General features: G+C 65.8%; 15 protein-coding genes. 4 read left to right on the top strand and 11 right to left on the bottom strand.

The genetic code is table 11. From position 1 onward, the window contains the following. Positions 1 to 156: 156 nt before the first annotated feature. The 3 genes from murJ to HL666_RS16875 all read right to left on the bottom strand — a co-directional run bounded on the left by murJ (position 157) and on the right by HL666_RS16875 (position 5,283). Complete coding sequence (gene murJ, locus HL666_RS16885; RefSeq protein WP_172182540.1) at positions 157 to 1,686, bottom strand: murein biosynthesis integral membrane protein MurJ; 1,530 nt, start codon at positions 1,684 to 1,686, stop codon at positions 157 to 159. Between the two features lie 1,395 nt (positions 1,687 to 3,081). Further along, entirely contained in the window at positions 3,082 to 4,233 is a 1,152-nt protein-coding gene (locus HL666_RS16880) for a DegT/DnrJ/EryC1/StrS family aminotransferase (RefSeq protein ID WP_172182538.1), read from the bottom strand. Positions 4,234 to 4,281: 48 nt separating this feature from the next. Continuing rightward, a complete protein-coding gene (locus HL666_RS16875; protein WP_172112756.1) occupies positions 4,282 to 5,283 on the bottom strand; it encodes a Gfo/Idh/MocA family protein in 1,002 nt (333 codons plus the stop codon). A gap of 342 nt (positions 5,284 to 5,625) precedes the next feature. Here HL666_RS16875 and HL666_RS16870 point away from each other — a divergent pair, with 342 nt between their 5' ends. Then, positions 5,626 to 6,336: a DUF1223 domain-containing protein gene (locus tag HL666_RS16870; protein WP_172182536.1), complete on the top strand. Its 711-nt coding sequence runs from the start codon at positions 5,626 to 5,628 to the stop codon at positions 6,334 to 6,336. Between the two features lie 9 nt (positions 6,337 to 6,345). On the opposite strand, the gene HL666_RS16865 is transcribed toward HL666_RS16870, so the two are convergent. The 6 genes from HL666_RS16865 to HL666_RS16840 all read right to left on the bottom strand — a co-directional run bounded on the left by HL666_RS16865 (position 6,346) and on the right by HL666_RS16840 (position 16,982). Continuing rightward, the gene (locus HL666_RS16865) at positions 6,346 to 8,565 is read right to left on the bottom strand and encodes an O-linked N-acetylglucosamine transferase, SPINDLY family protein (RefSeq protein WP_172182534.1); all 2,220 of its coding nucleotides are present in this window, start codon (positions 8,563 to 8,565) and stop codon (positions 6,346 to 6,348) included. An 86-nt stretch (positions 8,566 to 8,651) separates the two neighbouring features. Continuing rightward, positions 8,652 to 10,871 (bottom strand): tetratricopeptide repeat protein, encoded by a 2,220-nt coding sequence (locus HL666_RS16860; RefSeq protein WP_172182532.1) that lies wholly within the window; start codon positions 10,869 to 10,871, stop codon positions 8,652 to 8,654. Positions 10,872 to 10,952: 81 nt separating this feature from the next. Further along, entirely contained in the window at positions 10,953 to 13,175 is a 2,223-nt protein-coding gene (locus tag HL666_RS16855; protein ID WP_172182530.1) for an O-linked N-acetylglucosamine transferase, SPINDLY family protein, read from the bottom strand. A gap of 71 nt (positions 13,176 to 13,246) precedes the next feature. Next, complete coding sequence (locus HL666_RS16850; protein WP_172182528.1) at positions 13,247 to 14,659, bottom strand: mannose-1-phosphate guanylyltransferase/mannose-6-phosphate isomerase; 1,413 nt, start codon at positions 14,657 to 14,659, stop codon at positions 13,247 to 13,249. Between the two features lie 12 nt (positions 14,660 to 14,671). Continuing rightward, on the bottom strand, positions 14,672 to 15,688 hold the full coding sequence (locus HL666_RS16845; protein ID WP_172182526.1) for an NAD-dependent epimerase: 1,017 nt from the start codon (positions 15,686 to 15,688) through the stop codon (positions 14,672 to 14,674). A gap of 10 nt (positions 15,689 to 15,698) precedes the next feature. Next, positions 15,699 to 16,982, bottom strand: coding sequence for a nucleotide sugar dehydrogenase (locus HL666_RS16840; protein ID WP_172182524.1), 1,284 nt, complete (start codon positions 16,980 to 16,982; stop codon positions 15,699 to 15,701). Positions 16,983 to 17,179: 197 nt separating this feature from the next. Here HL666_RS16840 and HL666_RS16835 point away from each other — a divergent pair, with 197 nt between their 5' ends. After that, positions 17,180 to 18,142, top strand: coding sequence for a lysylphosphatidylglycerol synthase transmembrane domain-containing protein (locus HL666_RS16835; protein WP_172112748.1), 963 nt, complete (start codon positions 17,180 to 17,182; stop codon positions 18,140 to 18,142). On the opposite strand, the gene asnB is transcribed toward HL666_RS16835, so the two are convergent. Then, positions 18,143 to 20,113 carry an asparagine synthase (glutamine-hydrolyzing) gene (gene asnB, locus HL666_RS16830; protein ID WP_172182512.1) on the bottom strand — a complete coding sequence of 657 codons (1,971 nt, stop codon included), beginning with the start codon at positions 20,111 to 20,113 and terminating at the stop codon, positions 18,143 to 18,145. Between the two features lie 38 nt (positions 20,114 to 20,151). Then, the gene (locus HL666_RS16825; RefSeq protein WP_172182510.1) at positions 20,152 to 22,116 is read right to left on the bottom strand and encodes a TIGR04372 family glycosyltransferase; all 1,965 of its coding nucleotides are present in this window, start codon (positions 22,114 to 22,116) and stop codon (positions 20,152 to 20,154) included. Between the two features lie 417 nt (positions 22,117 to 22,533). Between HL666_RS16825 and HL666_RS16820 the strand changes: the two genes are divergently transcribed. Together HL666_RS16820 and HL666_RS16815 are read left to right on the top strand one after the other, a co-directional pair. After that, entirely contained in the window at positions 22,534 to 24,036 is a 1,503-nt protein-coding gene (locus HL666_RS16820; RefSeq protein WP_172112745.1) for an MBOAT family O-acyltransferase, read from the top strand. 64 nt (positions 24,037 to 24,100) lie between these two features. Continuing rightward, positions 24,101 to 25,234, top strand: coding sequence for a hydrolase (locus tag HL666_RS16815; RefSeq protein ID WP_172182508.1), 1,134 nt, complete (start codon positions 24,101 to 24,103; stop codon positions 25,232 to 25,234). Positions 25,235 to 25,275: the final 41 nt, after the last annotated feature.

The raw sequence follows: 25,275 nt of genomic DNA, 5'->3' as shown, positions 1-25,275 counted from the left end.
TCCCACTGCATTGTCGATGATTGCCGCCATATTGCAGTGGATCGCGAAAGCGCGCAAATCTCATTCGCCCGCGGTGTGGTCAACTCTTGGCAAAACCATCTGGCTGGCATGTTGTCGCGCCGTATTCCAGCCCGAAATGCTGCAATGCAATGACATCTAGCGCCGGACCAGCGCCTTGAGCCAGCGCGGGCCGAACAGCGCCAGGATCGCGACGGCATAAATGACCGTCCCGACTGCGACCAGCAGGCCGAGCGTGGCCTCGTCCTGCGCGCGGCCAAGCGAAGCGAGATGGATCGCGGCGAGATGGGCCGTCAGCCACAGCGCGGCGGCCAGCACCAGCCCGGTCGCGGCGAACTTGACCAGTGACAAGGTCAGCCGTCGATCGACGACGAGGTAGCGCTTGTGGACGGCGAAGCCGAGCACCAGCAGCAGATTGATCCAGGCCCCGACGGCGGTGGCCAGCGCCAGCCCGACCTGGGCCAGCGCTCCCATCAGCAGCACCTTCAGCACGACGTTGACGGTCAGCCCGGTCAGCGAGGCCTTCACCGGCGTCGCCGTGTCCTTGCGCGCATAGAAGGTCGAGACCGCGCTGCGGATCATCACGAAGGGAATGAGGCCCACGGCATAGGCGGCGAGCGTCGCACCGGCCGCGGCGGCGTCGCCTTTTGTGAAGGCGCCGCGGGCGAACATCGCGCGCGTGATGACGTCGGGCACCGCGAGGAAGGCGGCGACGAACGGCACCGAGAACAACAGCGTGAACTCGAAGGCGCGGCGCTGCTGCTCCATGGCGCCCTGGTGATCACCCGCCGTCAGCCGCCGCGACATCTCCGGCAGCAGCACGGTGCCGATGGCGATGCCGATCACCCCGATCGGCAGCTGGTTGAGCCGATCGGCGTAATACAGCGCCGAGATCGCGCCTGCCGGCAGGAACGTCGCGATGATGGTGTCGGCGAACATCGCGACCTGCGTGCCCATTGAGCCGAGTGTCGCCGGTCCCAGCGCCTTGAAGAAGGCGCGGATGTCGTCATCGAGCTTGAGCGGCGCAAAGCGCGGCAGGCCGCCATGACGGGCGAGATCGCCGGCGAGCAGAAAATACTGCAGGAAACCGGAGATCAGCACGCCCCACGCCGCGGCATGGCCCGCATTCGGAAAGAACGCCGCGAGCGCCAGCGTGACCATCATCGCCAGATTGAGGAAGATCGACGCCGCCGCGGCGCTGGCAAAGCGCTGCATCACGTTGAGCATGCCGCCATACAGCGTCACCAGCGTGATCAGCAGCAGATACGGGAACGTGATCCGCGTCAGCGTGATCGCCATGTCCCGCTGCCCCGGATCGTCGGTGAAGCCGGGCGCCAGGATCGTCATCGCCTGCGGCATGAACACCCAGGCTAGGACCAGCAGCACGATTTGCGAGGCCAGCAGCAGCGTGAAGATGCGGTCGGCAAACAGGCTCGCGGACGCCGGCCCCTTCGCGCCATGGACATGCGCATAGGCGGGAACGAAGGCCGCGTTGAACGCGCCCTCGGCGAAGATCGCCCGGAAATGGTTCGGCAGCCGGAACGCGATGAAGAACGCATCGGCAATTGGCCCGGCGCCGAGAATCGCCGCCAGCATGATATCGCGGGCAAAGCCGGTGAGGCGCGACAGCAAGGTATAGCCGCCGACGGTGAAGATGCGTCCGAGCATGGGGGGCTTGTAGAGGATTGGGCGCGGAGTTTGAAGCGGGGAACGTGGGTTTAGCCTGCTGGCGGCTAAAGTGTGGCGTGAGACTGATGTCATGCCGGTGCGGCAGACACGCTGCATGCCTCATACTCCGCTGTCATCCCGGACCAGCCTGCCGACGCGAAGCGGCGGCGGGCGCCGATCCGGGATCCATACGCCGTGTCGTCGATGGGACGCGCGGGACGAGCCGCCTGCCCGCTACGGACATCACGCGGTATGGGTCCCGGCGTTCGCCGGGACGACAATGGTGTGTGGAGCGGCCAGCGAGGCAGATCAGCCCAACGCGCCCTCACCCACTGAGGTGGCGCCGCCTCCCCAGGAACGGCGGCATCAACATGCGCGAACTTCCGATAAAAATAATCTTATTGCGTTTTTTCGAAAACCATGATCATCTCCCTGCATCCCGCCTCACCGCAGAGGGGCGTTGCGCGCGATCGTCACGACACGCGAGGCGGGGATGCGATGGCCGCGAGAGCTCGCAGCATGTCCTTGTGGCGTGCGGACGAACGGGCTGTCACGGACGGTCAAGTCGCGTGGTCCTGGCCTCCCGAAGCTGAGGTCAAGTTGGCGCTGCTGCGGATGCACGGCGCTGATGACGGTGGCCAACGAGCCGGCGCACCGGGGAGATCGCGAAGCAGCCGTCAACCCATCGCGCAGGGAATGCCGGAATGTCGGCTGAACCTGTGGTACCTGCCGCCTGCATTCTTGTTCGCAGGCGGGCCATGGGTGAGGCCTTCACCCGGCATTCCCTGCGCCCTCTGCGCTGTTTGCGAGGGGCGGACTGATCGCAAGCCTCGGGCGTCACGTGCCGCGAGAACACGCCCCTATGTCGATCGCTGTTTGAGATGTAAATCGGAATTGAGCCACGCTGCCGTAGGGCGGATTAGTACTACTGCGTCAGAAACACTGCCCGCTATCCGTCGTCATTCCGGGGCGCCCGAAGGGCGAGCCCGGAATCCATAGCCACAGACAGATGTTTGGCGACAAAGTGACCACAACCAGCCTGCCTTACACTATTGCCTGTGGGTATGGGTTCCGGGCTCGCCCTTCGGGCGCCCCGGAACGACACGGAGGGAGTAAAGCCCATTTCTGACGCAGTAGTACTAATCCGCCCTACGTTCTGCTGTTCAAAACTTGAACGACGCCTCACCCACCGCCGTCATCCCGGACAAGCCTGCCGGCGGGCAGCGGCGGCAGGCGCCGATCCGCGATCCATCCGCCGTGGCGGACGTGTTGGGCAAAAGGCCAATGACCAGCCTGCCTCGAACCGCTCCCTGGGGGTATGAGTCCCGGCGTTCGCCGGGACGACACTGGCGTGTTGGCTGCCGGTGGACGCAAATCAGTTCAGCGCGCGCGACCTCAGCCCCGCAGCGCGCCGCGCACCACGTCGATGATGCGGGCCTGCGTCGCTTCGTCCAGATAGGCGTGCATCGGCAGGCTGATGACGTCGGCGGAGAGTTGCTCGCTGACAGGCAGGCCACCATCGGCGCTCGGGAAGATGCGGTACGCCGTCTGCTGGTGCATCGACTTCGGATAGTAGATCGCGGTCGGAATGCCCTGCGCCTTCAGCGCGGCGGCGAAGGTGTCGCGGTCGACGCCCTTGGGCAGGCGGATGGTGTATTGCGCCCAGACCGAGGTGCAGCCCTCGACGAGGCGCGGCACCTTCACCACATCGGCCAGCGCCGCCGTGTAGCGCTCCGCCACCTTGTTGCGCGCGGCGATCTCGTCCTCGAAGATCCTGAGCTTCTCGATCAGCACCGCGGCCTGGATGGTATCGAGCCGCGCGGTGAGGCCGAGGCGGACGTTGTCGTATTTGTCGCTGCCGCCGCCATGGGCGCGCACGCTGCGCAGCCGCTCCAAGAGGCCGGCGTCGTCGGTGAGGATGGCGCCGCCGTCGCCGAAGCAGCCGAGCGGCTTGGCCGGATAGAAGCTGGTGGCGGTCGCAAGCCCAAACGTGCCGATGCGGCGGCCCTTGTAGCTGGCACCAAAACCCTGCGCGGCGTCGTCGAGCACGAACAGGCCCTCGGCTTCGGCGATCGCGGCGACCGAATCATGGTCCGCGCTCTGCCCAAACAGATCGACCGGGATCACGGCCTTCGGCTTCAGGCCGAGCCGCGTGGCGGTGGCAATGCCGCGGCGGAGCGAGGCCGGATCGATGTTGAAGGTGTCCTCGAGCACGTCGACGAACACCGGCGTCGCGCCGGTCAGTGCCACGGCCTCGCCGGTGGCGCAGAAGGTGAAGGACGGGCACAGCACGGCATCGCCCGGGCCGATGCCCTGGGCCATCAGCACCATCAGCAGCGCGTCGGTGCCGCTGGAGCAGCTCACGGCGTATTTGGCGCCGCAGAACTCCGCCAGCTCCTTCTCGAGCTGGATCACCTCGGGGCCGCCGAGAAACTGGCAGTGCGCGAGCACGCGGGCGACGGCGTCATCGAGGGACTTGCCGAGCCGCTGGCGCTGCGCGGCGGTGTCGATGAACGGAATGGGCTGATGACGCAAATGCTGGTTCATGAGCTCTACAACGTTTCGAAATTGGAAATGGGGGGAGCGGAAGCGCGACTAGCCTGCCGCACGGAGCTTGGCGGTCTCGGCCGGACGATGGCTCGAGGTCTCCAGGCACTGCGTGGCGATCGCGAGGCTCGCGACGCCCTCGTCGCCGGTGACAGCCGGCGCGGTGCCGGAGCGCACCGCGTGCAGGAACGCGATCAGCTCGGCGCGCAGCGGCTCGTCATGGCCGACCGGCAGATGCCGCATCGAGTAGCTGCCGTCCGGCTTGAAGCCGAAGCATTCGGTGACCTGGCGTGTGAGCAGATCGCCCATGATGTACTTGCCGCGCGTCGCCACCGTGACGTTGCGCGCCTTGAACGGCGTCAGCCAGTTGGTGTTGATGTGCGCCAGCACGCCGGAGGCGGTGCGGAATTGCAGCAGCGCGATGTCCTCGCGCTCGGCCACCGCGCTCGACAGCTGCGGCTGCACCTCGATGATATCGGACTCGGTGAACCAGCGGATCAGGTCGATGTCGTGCACGGCGAGGTCGATGACGACGCCGACATTGGACATGCGCGGCGGGAACGGGCCGACGCGGGTGATGGCGATCGAGAGGAGGTCCTCGCCGGCGATCGCCTTCTTGATCGCGGCGACCGCCGGATTGAAGCGCTCGACATGGCCGATCATCAGGGTGACGCCGGCGCGATGCGCAGCCGAGACGATCTCCCTGCCCTCCTCGACCGTGGAGGCGATCGGCTTCTCGACGAGGAGATGAACTTTGCGCGCAATGCAGGCGAGCGCGAGTTCATGATGCAGATGGGTGGGAGCGGCGATGGTGACGGCGTCGACACCTTCGGCGGCGAGCTGATCGAGCGTTTCGAAGGTCGGGCAGTTGGCGAGCTCGGTGACGCGGGTGCGATGCGCCTGGAGCGGATCGACGACGCCGACGAGATGCACGTCGGGCAGTCCGGCGAGCACGCGGGCATGGTTGCTGCCCATCACGCCGGCTCCGATCACGCCGACCCGCAGCGCCTGCCTCAGTTCGGCCTTGTGGCCCGCCCCCTTGGAACTCATGTCCTCGACCCCATCGATGTCACGGTTCGGCCACAACAGTTAACGATCTGCAAATCAGCCGGTCGACGCTCTCCTAGCATGGCACTTCCAGCGAGGCGAATGCGGAAACCTTTTTCAGGACACGATTTGATTCAGAAAGTTACATCGGAGGTAGACAAAAAGCGGAGTGTTTTGAGGGACCTGTAGCATGGCCTTCGCGTGTGCCGCGCGCCCTGCTCACGTGTTGGGACAGGCAGTGGACGGCGGATGATCCGCATCACGCCTGCGTGTTGGCAGCGCCCGGAGGTAACGCGATGGATCGAACTTGCGAAGGAGGTCATGTCACATCGCGGGAGAACGCCCATGGTCCAACACCTCGCCTCGCTTCGCTACGCGTCTCGCTTCGCCATCCTGCTCGCCTCCCTGGCACCCTGGTCGCCGTCGGCCGCGGCCGCAGCGGAGCGACCGGTGGTGATCGAGCTGTTCACGTCGCAAGGCTGCTCGTCGTGCCCACCTGCAAATGCCTATTTGAACGAGTTGGTGCGCCAGCGGCGCGACGTGCTGCCGCTCGCCTTTCATGTGACCTATTGGGACCGGCTCGGCTGGAAGGATCCGTTCTCATTGCCGGCGGCGACCGATCGTCAGGCCCGCTACGGCAGCCGCTTCGGCGACGGCTCCTACACGCCGGAGATCGTGATCGACGGCCTAACCAGTCATGTCGGCTCCAACAGGGCCGAGATTGCACCGGCGATCGAGCGCGCCAGGGCCGCGCGCGCCGCGACGCCGCTGACGCTCGCACGCAAAGGCGACAAGCTCACCGTCGAGGTCGGCGCCGGTGAAGGGCGCGGCCGCATCGTGCTGGTCGGCTTCGATCGCCGGCATGAAACGGCGATCCGCCGCGGCGAGAATGGCGGCCGCACGCTGGAGGAGCTCAACGTGGTGCGATCGGTCCGCACGCTGGCAGATTGGAGCGGCGCCGCGCTCCGCCTGACCGAGCCGATGCCGGAGGGCGAGGATGTTGCGGTCCTGCTCGAAGCGCCGGACGGCCGCATCGTCGGCGCTGCGCGGCTGTAGCTGCCGAGGTCAGGAGGAGGCGCAGTCGAGGCGCCAGAACCGGCGGTAGCCCTCCTCCACCTTGCGCGTGTAGGTCTCCACGTTGCCCGCCGCGGAGCCAGCAACCATCGCCGGCAGCTCAGCGCGCAGCTTCGCCAGCTCCGCAGGCTGCGCCGCATGCTTCAGGGCGATGGCGATGTAGCCGTCATCGTCCGCCGCCACGAACGCGGCGAGCCCGACCGCCGTGTTGATGGCGGCTGCTGCGCGCGCCGCCGCACCAAAGCCGAGCTTGGCGATGACGGGCACGCCGGCCTGCAGCGATTCCCAGGTGCTGACGCCGCCATTCTGCGGGAACGGATCGAGCGACATGTCGATCTCGGCGAACTGCGCGATGTGCTGGTCGCGCGTCGACAGACCAAGGCAGGTGATGCGCTCCTCGGCGACACCATGCGCCACGAACCGGGCGACGAGAGCGTTGCGCACCAGGGAATCGTCGAGTGCGCCGTTCTTGATGACGATCCGCGCATCCGGCAGCGCAGCCATCAGCCGCGACCACAGCGCGAGCGCAGGGTCCGAGATCTTGTCGATCCGGTTGAACACGCCGAAGGTGACGTGGCCGTTGCGCAGCATCGGCAGCGGCGTCGGCTGCCATCCCGGCAAGGGGTCGGTGGTGATCACCGCCGGCAGATCATAGACCTGCTCGGCAAACAGCGGACGCGCGGCCTCCGGCACGGTCACCGGATCGGCGAAGAAGTAGTCGATGGTCGGAAGTCCCGTTCCCGTGCCGCTGCCCCATGCCGTGACCTGCACCGGCGCCGGCTTGCGCGCGAACACCGGCAGCCGGTTGCCGGCGGAATGGCCGGAGAGATCGACGAGGATGTCGACCTGATCGGACTCGATGCGATCGGCCAGTTCCTCGTCGGACATCTGCCAGGCGTCGACCCAGATGTCGGCGGCGGAACGGCAGCGCTCGGTCATGCCATCCCGAAGCGGCGAGCAGGAGTAGCAGACGACCTTGAAGGCCTGGTGGTCGTGATGCCGCAGCACCGGCAGGAACACCAGCGCCGCCGAGTGATTCCTGAAATCGGACGAGACGTAGCCGATGGTGAGCCGCCGCTCCGGATCGCGGTCGCGGACCGGCGGCGGCCGGCGCGTGATCTTGCTGCCGATCCTGGTCCACCATTCCCGGCGTACCGCCTGGTGCTGGGCGAAGCCGGTGTCCGGCATGAAGTCGAGCAGGAAGATCTTGGCGGTGATCGCATCACCGAAGTCCGGCTTGATCTCGAGCGCCCGCTCGAAGTGCTGCATGGCCGTGGCGAGATCACCCTGCTTGCAGAAGCATTCGCCGAGCCAGGTCCAGGCGACCTCCGACCGCGGGTTCTGCTCCAGCACCTTGCGGCAGGCGTCCATCGCCGGCGCGATGTTGTCCCTGATGACGCTCAGCTGCGCGAAGCCCAGCAGCGCCACGTCCTGCAGCGGGTCGATGGCCAGCGCGGCTTCGAAATCCGGCATCGCCTGGTCGAACCGGCCGGCCTGCTGGTGCAGCCGGCCGCGCTGCGCCAACACCTGCGCCGCGCGCGGCCGGATCGCGAGCGCGGCATCGAATGCGGCCAGCGCGTCGTCGGAATGGCGCAGGTTGATGCTGGCGAGCCCCTTGCCGAACATCGCCTCCATGTGGCGCGGGTTGAGCGAGAGCGCGCGAGCGAAGCTCGCATTGGCCTCCTCGCTGCGCGCGAGCGGCAGCAGCGCCATGCCGCGATTGCAATGAGCATCGGCATAGTCCGGCTTGAGCGCGATCGCCCGGTCATGCGCGGCGATCGCCTCCTCCGGCCGCCCCAGGCGCATCAGCGTATTGCCGAGGCCTGTGAGCGCCACGAGCAGATTCGGCTTCAGCGCGATCGCCCGCTCCTGGCATTTGCGCGCCTCCTCGTAACGCTTGCGATTGAACAGCGCGAGCCCGAGATTGGACAGCGCCTCGGCGTGACGCGGCTCGATCTCGACCGCCTTCGTCAAGGCCTGCTCGGCGAGGTCGAGCTGACCGCTGTCCAGCGCCACCACGCCGAGCAGATGCAGGGCATCGAAATGCTCCGGCAACAGCGCCAGGATCTGGCCGCAGATCGCCTGCGCCTCCGCCGGACGCCCAGCGCGATAGGCCGCCACCGCGTGCGACATCAGCTCGTCGGCCTGCTTGCGGTGCTTCTTCTGGAGCCTGGCGTTCTGGAACGCGCGAGAGCCGACATTGCTAGCCAAGGACCTGCCTCCACGTGGCGGCGTGCGGACTTCAACGAACGCGACGAACTCATGCGTGGCGTCGGCTTGCGCCGCCGCCACGACGTTCAGCCGGGGCTGGCGCAATGACGGCGCCAGAACTGGCGATACCCCTCTTCGACCTTGCGGGCGTAGGTCTCGACGTTGCCGGCTGCGGAGGCGGCCACCCGCGCCGGCAGTGCGGCCCGGAGCTTCGCCAGCTCGGCCGGTTGGCGCGCATGCTTGATGGCGATCGCAATGTAGCCGTCATCGTCCTCGGCCACCCAGTCGCCGAGCCCGACAGCGGTGACGATCGCGCCCGCGGCCCGCGACGCCGCGCTCAGGCCGAGCTTGGCGATGACGGGAACGCCGGCCTGCAGCGACTCCCAGGTGCTGACCCCGCCATTCTGCGGAAACGGATCGAGCGAGATGTCCACCTGCGCAAACTGCGCGATCTGCTGCTCGCGCGTCGACCAGCCGAGACAAATGACGCGCTCGTGACTGAGGCCATGGGCGGCAAAGCGCGCCAACAGGCGGTCGCGCAGCAAGGGATCATCGAGCGAGCCGCTCTTGATGACGATGCGGGAGTCAGGCAGCGCCGCCATCAGCCGCGACCACAGCGCGAGCGCCGGATCGGAGATCTTGTCGAGCCGATTGAACACGCCGAAGGTCACGTGGCCGTTGAGCAGCATCGGCAGCGGCGTCGGCTCCACGTCCGGCAGCGCTTCCGTGGTGATGACAGCAGGCAGATCGTAGACCTGCTCGGCGAACAGTTGGCGTGCGGCCTGGGGCACCGTCACCGGATCGGCGAAGAAGTAGTCGATCGTCGGCAGGCCCGTGCCGGTGCCGCTGCCCCACGCCGTGACCTGAACCGGTGCCGGCTTGCGGGCGAACAGTGGCAGCCGATTGCCGGCGGAATGGCCGGAAAGATCGACAAGGATGTCGACGCCGTCGGCTTCGATGCGGTCGGCCAGTTCGTCGTCGGACATCTGCGAGGCATCGACCCAGACTTCGGCGCAGGCGCGGAACTGGGCGGTCACCGCATCCTGGACCGGCGAGCAGGCGTAGCAGCAGATCCGGAAGGCCTCACGATCGGCGTGCTTCAGCACCGGCAGATAGGTCAGCGCCGCCGAGTGATTCCTGAAATCGGAGGAGACGTAGCCAAGGGTGAGGCGCCGCTCCGGATCGAGGTCGCGCGGCGGCAGCGATCTCTGCGGGATGTGACGGCCGATCCGCTCCCACCACTCGCGCCGAGCGGCCTGATGCAGCGCAAAGTCGGCATCGGGCATGAATTCGAGCGTGAAGATCTTGGCGGTCATCGCCTCGGCAAAATCGGGCCTGATCTCCAGGGCACGATCGAAATGTGCGATGGCCGCAGCGACCTCGCTTTGCTTGGCGTAGCAGACGCCGAGCCACAGCCAGGCATCCTCGGAGCGCGGGTTCTGCTCCAGCACCTTGCGGCAGGCATCCACGGACTGCGCGACGTCCTTGAAATGTCCGAGCTGGGCCTTGCCGAGCAGCGCCATCTCCAACATCGGATCACGGGCCAGCGCCGCCTCGTAGTCCGCCTTTGCCTGATCGAACCGCCCGGCCATCTGATGCAGCCGGCCGCGCTGCGCCAGCACCTGCGCCGCACCGGGCTTGACGGCGAGCGCCGCATCGAACGCCGCGACCGCGTCGTCGACGTGATTCAGATTGATGCTGGCGAGCCCCTTGCCGAACATCGCCTCCATATGGCGCGGGTTGAGAGAGAGAGCGCGGTCGAAGCTCGCATTGGCCTCCGCGTTGCGGCCGAGCGGCAGCAGCGCCATGCCGCGATTGCAATGGGCATCGGCGTAGTCAGCCTTCAGCGCGATCGCCCGGTCATGTGCGGCAATCGCCTCGCTTGGCAGGCCGAGACGCATCAGACTATTGCCGAGGCCGGTCTGCGCGACAACGAGATTGGGTTTCAGCGCGATTGCGCGCTCCTGGCATTTGCGCGCCTCCTCGAAACGCTTGCGGTTGAACAGCGCGAGGCCGAGATTGGAGAGCGCCTCGGCATTCCGCGGCTCGATCTCGACGGCCTTGGTGAGCGCCTGCTCGGCGAGATCGATCTGGCCGCCGTCGAGCGCCGTCACGCCGAGCAGGTGCAAGGCATCGAAATGGTCGGGCAGCAGCACCAGGATCTGGCCGCAGACCGCCTGGGCCTCAGCCCGCCGTCCACCGCGATAGGCGGCGACGGCCGTGGGCATCAGTGCGTCCGCCTGCTTGCGGAGCTTCTTGTTCAGCCTCGCATTCTGAAACGCACGGGAACCGACATCGCTTGCCAAAGACGGCCTCCAGAATTGACGCGTCGATCTACGAATCGGGCGCGCTCATGCGCCGCACGATTTCCCGCCGGGCCGAAGGACTCAGCTGCCGGCCGCGCAATAGCGGCGCCAGAACTGGCGGTACCCCTCCTCGACCTTGCGCGTATAGGTCACGACATTGCCGGCGGCCGAGCCGGCGACACGCGCCGGCAGCTCAGCGCGGAGCTGGGCCAGCGCGGCCGGTTGTCCAGCGTGCTTCAAAGCGATCGTCACATAGCCCTCGTCGTCCTCAGCCACCCAATCGTCGAGCCCGATCGCCTTGACGATCGCGCCGCCGGCCCGCGATGCCGCGCTGTTGCCCAGCTTGGCGACCACGGGCACGCCGGCCTGCAGCGATTCCCACGTGCTGACGCCGCCATTCTGCGGGAAAGGATCGAGCGAGATGTCGACATCGGCAAAGGCAGCAATGTGCTCGTGACGCATCGATGCGCCGAGACAGGTCACCCGGCCCTCGCCGATGCCGAAGGCGGCGAAACGCGCGATCAGCCCGTCGCGCAGGAATGGATCCTCGAGCGCACCGTTCTTGATGACGATGCGGGCCTCGGGCAGAGCCTGCATGAGCGCCGACCAGACCGTCAGCACCTCGTCGGAAATCTTGTCGACGCGGTTGAAGACCCCAAATGTGACGTAGCCATTGCGCAGCATCGGCAGCGGCGTCGGCTGCGCGTCGGGCAGCGGATCCGTCGTGATCAAGGCCGGCAGGTCGTAGACCTGCTCGGCGAACAGCGGCCGCACCGCCAATGGCACGGTGACCGGATCGGCGAAGAAATAGTCCATCGTCGGCAATCCCGTGCCGGTCGCATTGCCCCACGCGGTGACCTGGATCGGCGCGGGCTTGCGGGCGAATACGGTAAGCCGGTTGCCGGCCGAATGACCGGAGAGGTCGACGAGAACGTCGACCTGATCGGCCTGGATGCGATCGGCGAGCTCATCGTCGGACAGCTGCGCTGCATCGACCCAGCCATCGGCCGCAGCCTTGCACTGCTCGGTGACAGAATCGACCAGCGGCGAACACGAATAGCAGATGACCTTGAACGCGGCGTGGTCGTGGTGGCGCAGCACCGGCAGGAAGGTCAGCGCAGCCGAATGGCTGCGGAAGTCGGACGACACGTAGCCGACCGTGATGCGGCGCTCCGGATCGCGATCGATGGCGGCAAGCTGGCGCTGCGGGATGTGCGCGCCGATCCGCTCCCACCATTCGCGCCGGACCGCCTGATGCACCGCGACGTCGGCCCCGGGATAGAAGTCCAGCGCGAAGATCTTCTTCAGGATCGCGTCCTCGAAGTCCGGCTTGATCTCGAGGGCGCGGTCGAAATGCTGGATGGCGCCGGCCGTGTCGCCCTGCTTCGCCAGGCACGTGCCGAGCCAGATCAGCGCCACCTCCGACGCCGGATTCTGCTCCAGCACCCGTTTGCAGGCCAGCATCGCCGGCGCGATCCGCTCGGTGAGCACGCAGACATGCGCCTTGCCGAGCAGCGCCGCTTCCAGCGCGGGATCGGTCGCGAGCGCGGCATCAAAATCGGCCTCGGCCTCGTCGAACCGTCCCATCTGCACGTAGAGACGGCCACGCTGCGCGACGATGGCCGCGGTCCCCGGCTTCATCGCAAGCGCGGCGTTGAAGGCTGCGAGCGCCTGTTCCAGGTGGCGCAGATTGACGCTGACGAGCCCCTTGCCGAACGTCGCCTGCATGTGCCGCGGCGCCAGCGCCAAGGCGCGGTCGAAGCTCTGTCTGGCCTCCTGGTTGCGCAGCAGGAGCAGTTGCGCCATGCCGCGATTGCAATAGGCGTCGGCGAAGTCCGGCTTCAGCGCGATGGCGCGGTCATGCATCTCGATGGCCTGCGCGAACAGCTGCATGTTCATCAAGGTGTTGCCGAGGCTCGTCAGCGCCGTGGCGAAATTGGGCTTCAGCGCGATGGCGCGCTCCTGCACCGCGCGCGCCTCCTCGTAGCGCTTCAGGCTGAAGAGGACGAGGCCGAGATTGGCCAGAGCCTCGGCATTGCGCGGCTCCACCGCGATGGCGCTGGTCAAGGCCTGCTCGGCAAGGTCGAGCCGGCCGCTGTCGAGCGCAGAGGCGCCGAGAAGATGTAGGGCATCGAAATGATCAGGGACGAGGCTCAGCACCTGCCCGCAGATGGCCTGGGCATCGGCATGCCGGCCGGCCCGGTAGGCCTCGACGGCCTTCGGCAGCAGGCCATCGGCCTGCTTGCGGTTCTTCTTCTGCAGGCGCGCGTTCTGGAACGCGCGCGATCCGATCGTGCTTGACAAGGATGCTCTCCGGCGGAGGACGTCCGGGGCTGTCTAGCACGGCTCGCCTGATTCGAGGCGAGACCCCCGCTTTACTCGCGGCGGTAATCGTCCTCGATGCGGATGATGTCGTCCTCGCCGAGATACGACCCGGTCTGAACCTCGATCAGCTCCAGCAGAATCTTGCCGGGATTCTCCAGGCGGTGCACCGCGCCCATGGGGATGTAGATCGATTCGTTCTCGTGCACGGTCTTCACGGTCTCATTGACGGTGACCCGCGCCGCCCCGCGCACCACGATCCAGTGCTCGGACCGGTGATAGTGCTTCTGCAGCGACAGCCGCTGACCGGGCTTGACGACGATGCGCTTGACCTGGTGACGCTCGCCGTTGTCGACCGACTGATAGCTGCCCCAAGGGCGGTGCACCTTGATGTGCGCCTCGGTCACCTCCGGCGCGACCGCCTTGAGCTTGGCTACCAGCCGCTTCAAGCCGTTGGCATCGCGCTGGCGCGACACCAGCACGGCATCCTGCGCAGCCACCACGACGAGATCGTCGACGCCTTCGAGCGCGACCAGCGCCTTGTCGGTGACGACGTTGCAGTTGCGGGAGTCCTCGAACACGGCGGCGCCGCGCGCGGCATTGCCCTGCCCGTCCTTTTCGGACAGCTCCCAGACCGCGTGCCAGGAGCCGACGTCCGACCAGCCGCACGACACCGGCGCCACGGCAGCCCGCTCGGTCTTCTCCATCACGGCATAGTCGATCGAGATCGGCTTGGCTGCGGCGAAGGCATCGGAGTCCAGGATGATGAAGCTGAGGTCGCGGCCGGCCTTGGCGACCGCGTCGGTCACCGTCTGCACGCTGGCCGTATCGAACCTGCGGTATTCATCGAGCAGGACGGACGCGCGGAACATGAAGTTGCCGCTGTTCCAGAGATAGCCCTCGCGGATGTAGCGCTCGGCGGTCGGCTGGTCGGGCTTCTCGACGAATTTCGCGACCGCCCGAACCTCTCCCGATACCGGCGCCCCCGGGCTGATGTAGCCGTATTCGGTGGCGGCGCGTTCAGGATTGACGCCGAAAGTCACGATACGGCCGGCCTCTGCGGCGGCAAGTCCGGCACGGCAGGCCACGAGAAAGGCCGCGGTATCGCGCACCACATGATCCGCGGCGAGCGCCAGCACCACGGCATCCGGATCGCGCGATTGCGCGAAGGCGGCTCCCGCTGCGATGGCCGGGCCGGAGTCACGCCGCATCGGCTCCAGCAGCACGTCGGCCTCGATGCCGATCTCGGCCAGTTGCTCGAGCACCATGAAGCGGTAGGCCGCATTGGTGATGATGATCGGCCGCGCGAACAGATCGGCGTCGGACACGCGCATTAGCGTGTCCTGGAACGTCGAGCGGGCGCCGAACAGCGGCAGGAACTGCTTCGGGCGCACCTCCCGCGATGCCGGCCACAGCCGCGTCCCGGCGCCGCCGCACATGATGAGGGGAATGATACGTCCGGTCATGCAATCAGTCCGTCAAATCCGATGATAGTCGCGATACCATTCTGCAAAACGTCCGATGCCGTCGGCGATCGACGTCGCCGGCCGGAAGCCGATGTCGCGCTCGAGATCGCTGACGTCGGCATAGGTCGCCTCGACGTCTCCGGGCTGCATCGGCAGCATCTCCCTGATGGCCGGCCGCCCGAACTCCTTCTCCAGCAGCGTTATCACGTCCATCAGCTGCTCGGGATGATTGTTGCCGATATTGTAAATCCGCCATGGCGCCCGGCTGCTCGAGGGATCCGGCTTGTTTCCGTCCCAATCCGGGTTTCCCTGTGGCGGACGGCCAATTAAACGAACGATCGCCTGCACGATGTCGTCGACATAGGTAAAATCGCGCCGCATCCGGCCGTGATTGAACAGCCTGACCGGCTGACCGGCCAAGATGGCCTTGGCGAAGATGAACATCGCCATGTCGGGCCGGCCCCAGGGGCCATAGACGGTGAAGAAGCGCAGGCCCGTGGCCGGAAGCCGGTACAGATGGCTGTAGGAATGCGCCATCAGCTCGTTGGCCTTCTTGCTGGCCGCATAGAGGCTGATCGGGTGGTCGACATTGTCCTTGACCGAGAACGGCAGCTTGGTGTTCGCGCCATAGACCGACGAGGACGAGGCGAACAGCAGGTGCTCGCAGCCGTGATGGCGGCAGCCTTCGAGGACGTTGATGAAGCCCTCGAGATTGGCATCGGCATAGGCGTGCGGGTTTTCCAGCGAATAGCGCACGCCGGCCTGGGCGGCGAGATGCACCACCGCGGGAAAGCGATGCTGAGCAAACAGCGTCTTGATGCCGGCGCGGTCGACGAGATCGAGCTTGTGAAAGGCGAAGCCGGGCTGCGCCTTCAGAAGATCAAGGCGCGCCTCCTTCAGCTTCGGATCGTAGTAGGCATTGACGTTGTCGATACCGATCACCTCGCGTCCTTCGGCGAGCAGCCGCTGCGCCAGATGAAAGCCGATGAAGCCGGCGGCGCCGGTCACGAGGATGGGATGATCTGCCATGGTCGCTCCGTCAGGGTCGCCACAGTTCGATGGCGGCGGGTTTGCTCGCGCGGTCGAGCTTCATCTTCACGTCGAGCACGAGGCCGCTCTCCTCGCGCAGCAGGCCCTGCACCAGGGACCAGCCTCCTGCGAGATACGCATCGTGCGATACGGCGAGCACGATGGCGTCGGCAGGACGCAACGCCTCGATCGCGGTCAGGCCGATACCATATTCCTCATGCACGGCCGCGGCATCGGCCAGCGGATCGGCGACCTGCACCTCGACGCCGAACGACTGCAGTTCGCTGATGATGTCGATCACCCGCGAATTGCGGATGTCGGGCACGTTCTCCTTGAAGGTCATGCCGAGGATGGTGACGATCCCGCTGCGGCCCCTGCGCTTCAGAAGACCACGAATGCATTCCCGCGCGATACGCCGGCCCATCTCGTCGTTGATGCGCCGCCCCGCCAGAATGACCTCGGGATGATAGCCCGCCTTCTCGGCGCGGTAGGTGAGGTAATACGGATCGACGCCGATGCAGTGCCCGCCGACGAGGCCCGGCGTGAACGGCAGGAAGTTCCACTTGGTCGCGGCCGCCGCCAGCACGTCGCCGGTGTCGATCTCCAGCGCCTGGAAGATCAGGGACAGCTCGTTCATGAAGGCGATGTTGAGATCGCGCTGGGTGTTCTCGATCACCTTGGCGGCTTCGGCCACCTTGATCGACGGCGCACGGTGGATCCCGGCCGTGACCACCGAACCGTAGACGTCGGCGACGATCCCGAGCGTTTGCTGGTTCTGCGCCGAGACGACCTTGGTGATGGTCTCGAAGCGATGCGTCTTGTCGCCGGGATTGATGCGCTCCGGCGAATAGCCGACGTTGAAATCGGCGCCGGCCTTCAGTCCCGAGTTGCTCTCCAGCAGCGGAACGCAATCCTCCTCGACGGCGCCCGGATAGACGGTGGACTCGTACACGACGATGTCGCCGCGCTTGAGCACGGCGCCCACGGTGCGCGTGGCGGCCAGCATGGCGCTCAGGTCGGGCCGGCGAGCGCTGTCGATCGGCGTCGGCACCGTGACGATGAAGAAATCGGCAGCCTGCATGTCGCCTGGATCGCTGGTGAAGCGCAGGCCGGGGCGCCCGAGATCGGCAGCGTCGACCTCACAGGTACGGTCCCTGCCGTCCCTCAGCTCGGCGACCCTGACAGCATCGATGTCGAAACCGATCGCTGGGCAGCCTGCGCGCGCGAACGCTGCGGCGACCGGCAGGCCGACGTAACCAAGGCCTATCACCGCGATCTTCCGGCCATGAGACATAAATTGATATTCCGGTCGTTTCGGAGGCCATTGACGCCACCCCTGCGACTGTTTAGCCACCGGGGCATCAGGACCGCAAGGGGTCGGCCGCCGTGTCGGCCTGGACCTTGTCCGAGGTCCGGTCCTGCCAGGACGGGGAGTTGCGCGTCTCGCACTCGGCTTGGGACCCTTCAACCAAGAGCGAAGCCGACTCTCGCATGCGTGCGTTTTTGATTCTCCTCCTTCGGATCGTGGTGTCGCTCGCCCTGCTCTATCTGGCGCTGCGCGGGATCAACTTTGCGGCCATCCGCGAGCGGCTCAGTCAGATCAATATCGGCTGGATCGCGCTGGCGGTGGCGATCACACTGCTGCAGATCTTCATCGGCGCGCTGCGCTGGCGCGAGATCTCCGCGCTGTGCGGCGCGCCGCTGACCGACCTCAAGGCGTTCCGCTACAACATGATCGGCGCCTTCTTCAACCAGACCCTGCCCTCATCGATCGGCGGCGATGCGGTCCGGCTGTGGCTGATCGGCCGCACTGGCGCCGGCTGGCGCGCGGCGAGCTACTCGATCCTGACCGACCGCGCCGTCGGTTTCATCGCGCTGGCACTGATCATCGTGGCCAGCCTGCCGTGGAGCTACGGCATGATCGCCGACGAGCACGGCCGGCTCGCCTTGGTGCTGGTCGATGCGGCCGCACTGGCCGCCGGTGTCGGCTTTCTGACCGTGGGCTATCTTCCGGCGGCCTGGATGAAGGCGTGGTGGCCGACGCGCCACGTCTATGCCTGCTCGGTGATCGCTAGCAAGGTCATCTTCGGCAGGACCACGGCGGCCAAGATCGCCGTATTGTCGCTATCGGTCCACGTGCTCGCCGTCGTGATCGCGTGGTGCGCCGTGCGCGCGATTGCTGCTCCCGCCGCATTCCAGCAATTGTTCCTGCTGACGCCGCCGATCATGCTCATCACGATGCTGCCGATCTCGATCGCCGGCTGGGGCGTGCGCGAAGCGACGATGATGGTGGCGTTCGGCTATGCCGGGCTCGCGCCAGCCGACGGCACGGTGGTCTCGATCCTGTTCGGCGCGGTGTACTTCATCGTCGGCGGCATGGGCGGCGTGGTGTGGATCCTCAGTGCCGAGAAGGGCAAAGGCAACATGGCCGTGCCGGCCACGGTCGAAGACTGACTACCTGGCCCCGGCCCATTCGTCGTACCAAGCCTCGGCCATCAGCACGTTCCAGAGCCAGTAGGAATGATTGTGGCGACGGCTGAGATGCTCGTCGAACATGCGCGTCACCCGCGCCGGGTCGAACAGGCCCTGCCGCTTCAGCCGTGCCGGCGACAGCAGGTCCGCGGCCCATGATCTCAGCGGCCCGCGCAGCCAGGCGTCGAGCGGAACGCTGAAGCCGGTCTTCGGACGGTCGATCATCTCAGCGGGCACATGGCGATAGAGCACCTGGCGTACCAGCCATTTGCCGCGGCCATCACGCACCTTCATCGCAGCGGGAACCCTGGTCGAGAACTCCACAACGTCCTTGTCGAGGAAGGGCACGCGCGTCTCCAGCGCCACGGCCATGGCTGCGCGATCGACCTTTTGCAGGATGTCGTCGCTGAGATAGCTCAAGGAATCGGCCAACGTCATCCGGTCGAGCGGCTCGATCTCCGTTGCGAGCTGTCGCATCTGCTCTGCGGCCCAGCTCGCGCGCTCCTCCCCCGCCACGACCGTACCGGCCGGATCCTGATCGATCGAGCAAAGTGTCCGATACAGGCCGTCAAAGCCGTCGGCTGCAATGATGCGGCCGAGCTTGGCAACCTGGTCGCCGGCATGCCGCACCATCAGGCGGGCCGGCAGCACGGGCTGGAGCGCCCTGAGAATTGTATCCGCCGGCTCCGGCGCGATTGCGCTGAACGCGGCGCCGATGGCACGGCGGAGCGGCATCGGCAGGCGTCCGAGACGCGCCTGCAGAGCGCCGCCCCAGACGTGCCTGTTGTAGCCGCCGAACAGTTCGTCGCCGGCATCGCCCGACAGCGCGACGGTGACGTGCCGGCGTGCGAGCTGCGCGACCAGATGCGTGGGGATCTGCGAGGAGTCGGCGAACGGCTCGTCATAGATGCGCGGCAGCTTCGGCACGACGTCCATTGCCGTGCGTGCGTCGACATAGAGCTCGGTATGATCGGTCCCAAGATGCTGCGCGACCCGGCGCGCATCCTCGGACTCGTTGTAGCCCCCCTCTGCAAAGCCGATGCTGAAGGTGCGCACCGGCTGCCCCGCCTGGGCCTGCATCAGCGCCACGATGGTCGAGGAGTCGACGCCGCCGGACAGGAACGCACCGAGCGGCACGTCCGACAGGCATTGCCGCTTGACCGCGATCGACAGCAGCTGTTCCAGGCGCGCGACGGCCTCCGCCTCGCTGCTGATGCGATCGCTCTGCGCCGCAACGACACGGTCGCGCAGCGACCAATAGGGTTGCGGCGCGGGCCAGTTCTCCCGTGCCGCATCGGCGGCGAAGCTCACGAACGAAGCCGGCGGCAATTTGCGGATGCCGGTCCAGATCGTGGCGGGCGCCGGCACATAGGAGTAGCGCATGAATGCGGTGAGCGCTGCGCGATCGAGCGAAGGCGCCCATTCGGGATGAGCGGCGAGCGCCTTCAGCTCGGAGCCGAACACCAGATCGCCGCCGCTCCAGCCGTAGAACAGCGGCTTCTCGCCGAAGCGATCGCGCGCCAGAATCAGGTGCCGCGTCTCCGCATCCCACAGCGCGAAGGCGAACATGCCGATCAGGCGCTGCAGCGCCGGCGCGACACCCCATTGCCGGATCGCGGCGAGCAGCGTTTCGGTGTCGGAATGGCCGCGCCAGTTCGGCGCGCCGCCCTGCCTCTCGAGCTCGGCGCGGACCTCGAGATGATTATAGATCTCGCCGTTGAACGTGATCGTGTAGCGCCCGCAGGCGCTGTGCATCGGCTGCGCCCCGGCCTCGGAGAGATCCAGGATCGCCAGCCGGCGCTGCCCGAGGGCAATGCCATGCCGCCCGTCACGCCATGCTCCGGACGCATCAGGTCCCCGGTGGGCCAACGCAGCCGTCATCCGCTCGATGGTTCCGTTCAGCCGGCCCTCATCAGCCCCCCCGGGTCTCAAAAGGCCCGCTATGCCGCACATGAGGCCCTCCTCGCAGCCTTGAGACGCCGTCGCATGACTCAGCTCAGGTCCGTCGCATCGAGCAGAAACTCCTTCTCGTGCCTCGCCAGGAATGCGAGGCTCGGGCGGCTCGTCCCGTAATAATAGGGCAAAGCGAGCGCCTTTCTCCAGCGAGACAGCAATCGTTCGGCATCGTGATCGCCATCGAACTCGGCCGTGCGACCATCCGCAATCGCCAAGACCTCTTCCACCGTGTCGTGAATCTCCTCCGCGGAATTGTTCTCCGGTTGCGCCCCGCTCCGGCCAAGCACGGCCGCATCGAACACGCGCCAGCGCCACGGCGTGCTCGTCAGCTGGCGCTGCGTCAGCATGGTGCCGTCGGCCAGCCGGACCGGTTTGAGAGCAAAGCGGACATTCCCGTTCCACAATTGGGCGTCGGTGGTGATCGCATTTACGATTGCACAAGGGATGCCGAAGCTGACCGCCACATTCGTCAGTCCGGACGTGGTCCCGATGAACGCCCTGGCGTGCCGGATCAGATGGATGTCCATCAGATCGGATCTGAACTCGCTGAGCGCATAGTCGATCGTACGCTGCAGCGGCGGGAGCTTCGGTGAATTCGGTCCGCCGAGCTTGATCACCCAGCCGCCACGCGCCGTGATCAGACGAATGGCATCCAAGGACGCCTCGATCGGCGCGTTGCGATGGGTCTGGCCGGTCCCCATGAACTCGAAATAATGTGCGGCATCCCGCGTATGCAGGCAGACATACCAATCATCGGGCTGCATGCCGAACCGCTCTCGCAACAGCCGAAGCGGGTCGCTTCCGTTTTCGTCCCGGGTGCATTGCCGGTCATAGGCATCGCGCAGCGGATGCCCGCGCCCTTGCCGTTTCCAGGCATCGAGTGCAAACGCACCAGCCTCCTGCCATGGAACGACCGGGCCTTGGGGCAGTCGAAAGGCATTGAAGTTCAAGCCGCACCATCTCTGCAGCGAAAGGAGCTCCTCCGCCAACGGCTCCGTCACCATGCCGCCGACGATGACGACCTTGCAACGGCCGTCGAACAATCGGAAGAACGAGGCGTTTGCAATCAGTTGCGGCCTGACCACCATGACAGGCTGCCCGGACCACCAGCCCAGCTCCTGCATGCGCAGGAGAATGTCGAGCATGCCGAGATGACCGATCTGCGTCGACCATTCCTCGGGGATCAGCTTCAAATCGTCCAGCGAAACATCGAGTTCGGCGAGCAGTTGCCCAAGCGCTGCGGAGACGTCCGGCCTGCCCTGCTGCCGCAACCGGTCCTGCGCATCCAAAGCACGCTCGAACAATCGTGGACCGACTTCGCCGCGCCCCACATGCGTCACACGCTGTCCAGCAAAGTTGCATAGATCGAACATGCGTCCGGGCGCGCCGCAGGCGACGTCCAACCGATTGGGTGAATAGAGGCGAGGCGACCGCGAGGCGATGTTCTGATGCGGCCGCAGCATCGACGGATCGAGCTTGCATGCGACCTCCATGCTGCGCAACGCGGCAACCTCGTCGCCGGCGATGATCTCGATCATCGCAATCAGGTGAGCGAGGTGGGCGGTCGGCGCAGGGTCCGTCTGTCTGATGCCGAGGACGGCGTCATAGGCTTGCTCGAACTGGCCGAGCTCGAACAGTGACCTCAGCAACGCAAACGCGACGTCGGCAGACGCGGCTGCCAGCTTGTTATCGAGGATCCATGCGCAGGCCTCGCGGTATGCGCCGATCCCATGCAGCACGCGCGCCGTGGCCGGCTTGAAACCGGAGCTGAGCCTGCTCGAAAAGCGAAACGCCGGATCCTCTGCAAGGCGGGAGGTGACGTAAGGAAAATAGGCCTGATAGAGCCGGCCACGGCCCTTCAGCTCGATGGCGTCGCAAACGACGAGCATCAGGAACACCAGGCGAGGCGGCAAGGCGTTGAGGCACATTCCTACAATGAGGAAGCCGAAATAGATGAAACGCCTGGAGCGCGGCCCCAGGAGCCTCCTCACGAAGGACATGCAGTCAAATCCTTGCTGGCACCCACCGCCGCCCCGGTCCGGGCGCGCCAGCGGTCGGCAACGAGGCCATCCTGGAGAAAGCGCGAGGAATTGGCAGCCATCGCATCGGAACGAACCTGAGCTCGGTCATATCGCGCGCCGCCCGCGCCTGCATTGAGCACCGGACGGGCGGATCGCAAGTGAGCGCGAAAGCCCGTCGAATAACCGGGACCTATAACAGAAGGATCCGCGGCCGGAAAGCGCGAACAGGTCGGCAAACATCCCTCTCGGCTCCATTCCCTCTCGGCTCCATCGCCACCGCTCCGCGCCAGAGGATAATCCCCGAGAGATCACGGCCCGGCCGCGTTCGCCAACTTGGCAGCCCCCTCAATCATTGATAAAGCAACGCTACACGCAGCAACATCAAGAAACTTCGTTATGCTCTTCACGCAGTTTGAGTTTCTGTTCCTGTTCCTGCCGGTGACCTTCGCCGGATATTTCCTGCTGGCAAGGCTTTTCGCATCTCCAGTGGCTCGCCTCAGCTGGCTCGCGGCCGCCTCGCTGGCGTTTTACGGCTATTGGGACCTTCACTTCGTTCCGATCATCCTGATCTCGATCGTCTTCAATTACACGATGGGTCTCTTGATCGCCGGTCAGACCGGCAAGGCGCGCACCGGATTGTTTGCAGCAGCGATCACGCTCAACCTCGCGGCGCTGGCGTTCTACAAATACACGAACTTTGGCATCCAGATCCTGAACGCGCTCACCGCGTCGAGATACCCGTTTCTCGCGATCGTGCTCCCGCTGGGAATTTCGTTCTTTACTTTCACGCAGATTGCCTATCTCGCAGACGTCTATGGCGGCTATTCCAGCGAACGTAGCTTTGTCAAATACGGGCTGTTCGTCACCTATTTTCCGCATCTGATCGCAGGCCCCATCCTTCATCATCGCGAGATGATGCCGCAATTCGGCTCGGAGGATAGCAGACGGATCTCGATCGAGAACGTTGCGGTCGGCCTCACGATTCTGACGATCGGCCTGTTCAAGAAGTCGTTCATTGCCGACGGCTTCGGGATGGTTGCAAGTCCGGTGTTCCAGGCCGCCAATTCAAGCCATCTTCACCTGATGGACGCGTGGGGAGGCGCACTCGCCTACTCGCTTCAGATCTACTTCGACTTCTCCGGCTACTCCGACATGGCGATCGGCATATCGATCATGTTCGGCATCAAGCTGCCCTTCAATTTCGATTCCCCGTACAAGTCGCAGAGCATCGTCGAATTCTGGCGGCGCTGGCACATTTCGCTGTCGCGCTTCCTGCGCGACTATCTCTATATCCCGCTCGGCGGCAATCGACATGGCGAGAACAGGCGCAACGCCAACCTGTTCACAACGATGCTGCTTGGCGGCCTGTGGCATGGGGCGGGGTTCACCTTCGTCATCTGGGGAGCCCTTCACGGGCTGTTCCTGATCGTCAACCACCGCTGGGGCAAGTTCGTCCAGGCGCGGCCGGCGCTTGCCCGTCATGCCGGCACGGCCTGGTACGCCGCGGCAGCGCTGCTCTTGACCCAGCTTGCCGTGGTTCTCGCCTGGGTGTTCTTTCGTGCCGACAATCCGAACGCAGCCATCCGGCTCATCAAGGGCATGATCGGCCTGTCCTCTCCGGAGAAGATCACCATGACCAATCTGGTCGATCCCCGAGTGATGATCGCGATCCTGGTTGGCTACGCCGCATGCCTGGCATTGCCGAACGTCAATGCGATGTTCGAGCGATGGAATGTCGGGCTGGAGACCTATCATAACCCGCGCCCATGGAGCGTTCTCGCCTTGAAATGGCGCCCCTCCCTGACGTGGGCGATCGGCACGTCGGTGGCACTGGTTGCCGCCGTGCTCATGAACATCATCGCGGGCGATACCTCCCAGTTCCTGTATTTCCAGTTCTGACCGCCGACCGGCGCGGTGCTCTAGCGCTCATCTCCGACGGGCCCACGATGCGAATGGCATCCGAATGAAGGATCAGCGGCAACCGGGTCAGTCCCCCCCGCCGAATCCGGCGCGGCGCTACGTCACCACGGTTCTGGCGGCCTCCGCACTCGCCGGCTACCTGCCTCCGATCGGTCTCTTTCATGCCGCACGCCCGTTCGGCGCGTCGATGCGGCTGCAGGATCTCGCCGATTCCCAACGCGACAATCCGGAACAGATCCTGCTCCCCTTCGATCTGCGCTACAATGCGGCGTTCAAGCTGGCGCGGCTGGAGCAGGAGCGCCCGGAGGTCATCTGGATCAGCACGTCGCGCGCCGGCACCTTTCGTGCTGCCCTGTTCGCACCTTACCGCTTCTACAATCTTTCGTTCACGGCCTGGACCACCGGCCAGACGCTCGATCTGTTCGAGCGCGCCACGCAACGACAGCGCCCCAGGATCGCGATCCTCTCGCTCGATCATTTTCTGTTCGCCGACCGCTGGGAAGAGTGGTTCGCGATCACTCGCAAGATGCACTATGACCATCCTCTCACATATCTCAGGTCGAGCCTGCTGGATTTCGCACGGACGGCAACGCGCCGCCCGGCCGCCTTCAAGGACTACGTCGGCACGCAGAGCGCTTTCGTCGGAACCCAATCCATCGTTCAGCAGGAGGGCTTCCGCAACGACGGGTCATACCGCTATTCGCCCGGCCATGTCGCCGATGCCCGTTCACGCTTCATGAACGCGGCGACGCTCGCAGACACACTGCCACGTGCGGCGGGCCTATCATCATCCCTGAAACAGCCGATCGTGCGGCTTGCCGAGATGGCAAGGTCGCGCGGCGTCAAGCTGATGGGCATCCAGCTGCCCTTCATTCGCGCCGGCATCGACCTGCTGGATCGCGAGCAGTACGGCCCTCGCGGGTTCGGCGCCTGGCGGGAGTTTGCGACCGCGCAGACCAGAGACTGGCTGCGCCAGCTCGGGATTCCGCTGTTCGATCTGGCGCGCCTGCCGATGAAGGATGAAGACTCCAGCTTCGTGGACGCCTATCACCTGGCCGACACTGGCGCTGCAGAGGTGATGTTGCATCTGCTGAGCGATCCTGACTTTCGGGACGAGTTCCCGAATATCGATCCAGCTCGCATCGCTGGCGACCTCGCGGATATCGCCCGGCGCTGAGTTCGGGAACCTGGAGACCGGAGTTCGCACCGCGGCGTGGC

Origin of the sequence: Bradyrhizobium aeschynomenes (assembly GCF_013178945.1) — a bacterium.
In the GTDB taxonomy this organism is placed as follows: domain Bacteria; phylum Pseudomonadota; class Alphaproteobacteria; order Rhizobiales; family Xanthobacteraceae; genus Bradyrhizobium; species Bradyrhizobium aeschynomenes.
The sequence above is the reverse complement of the archived record's forward strand: the minus strand, read 5'-3'. Positions and strand labels throughout refer to the sequence as shown.

Bases quoted from the DNA above. Each gene is read 5' to 3' on its own strand.
- murJ (WP_172182540.1), bottom strand. From the start codon at position 1,686: ATGCTCGGACGCATCTTCACCGTCGGCGGCTATACCTTGCTGTCGCGC.
- HL666_RS16880 (WP_172182538.1), bottom strand. From the start codon at position 4,233: ATGAACCAGCATTTGCGTCATCAGCCCATTCCGTTCATCGACACCGCC.
- HL666_RS16875 (WP_172112756.1), bottom strand. From the start codon at position 5,283: ATGAGTTCCAAGGGGGCGGGCCACAAGGCCGAACTGAGGCAGGCGCTG.
- HL666_RS16870 (WP_172182536.1), top strand. From the start codon at position 5,626: ATGGTCCAACACCTCGCCTCGCTTCGCTACGCGTCTCGCTTCGCCATC.
- HL666_RS16850 (WP_172182528.1), bottom strand. From the start codon at position 14,659: ATGACCGGACGTATCATTCCCCTCATCATGTGCGGCGGCGCCGGGACG.
- HL666_RS16845 (WP_172182526.1), bottom strand. From the start codon at position 15,688: ATGGCAGATCATCCCATCCTCGTGACCGGCGCCGCCGGCTTCATCGGC.
- HL666_RS16840 (WP_172182524.1), bottom strand. From the start codon at position 16,982: ATGTCTCATGGCCGGAAGATCGCGGTGATAGGCCTTGGTTACGTCGGC.
- HL666_RS16835 (WP_172112748.1), top strand. From the start codon at position 17,180: ATGCGTGCGTTTTTGATTCTCCTCCTTCGGATCGTGGTGTCGCTCGCC.
- asnB (WP_172182512.1), bottom strand. From the start codon at position 20,113: ATGTGCGGCATAGCGGGCCTTTTGAGACCCGGGGGGGCTGATGAGGGC.
- HL666_RS16825 (WP_172182510.1), bottom strand. From the start codon at position 22,116: ATGTCCTTCGTGAGGAGGCTCCTGGGGCCGCGCTCCAGGCGTTTCATC.
- HL666_RS16820 (WP_172112745.1), top strand. From the start codon at position 22,534: ATGCTCTTCACGCAGTTTGAGTTTCTGTTCCTGTTCCTGCCGGTGACC.
- HL666_RS16815 (WP_172182508.1), top strand. From the start codon at position 24,101: ATGAAGGATCAGCGGCAACCGGGTCAGTCCCCCCCGCCGAATCCGGCG.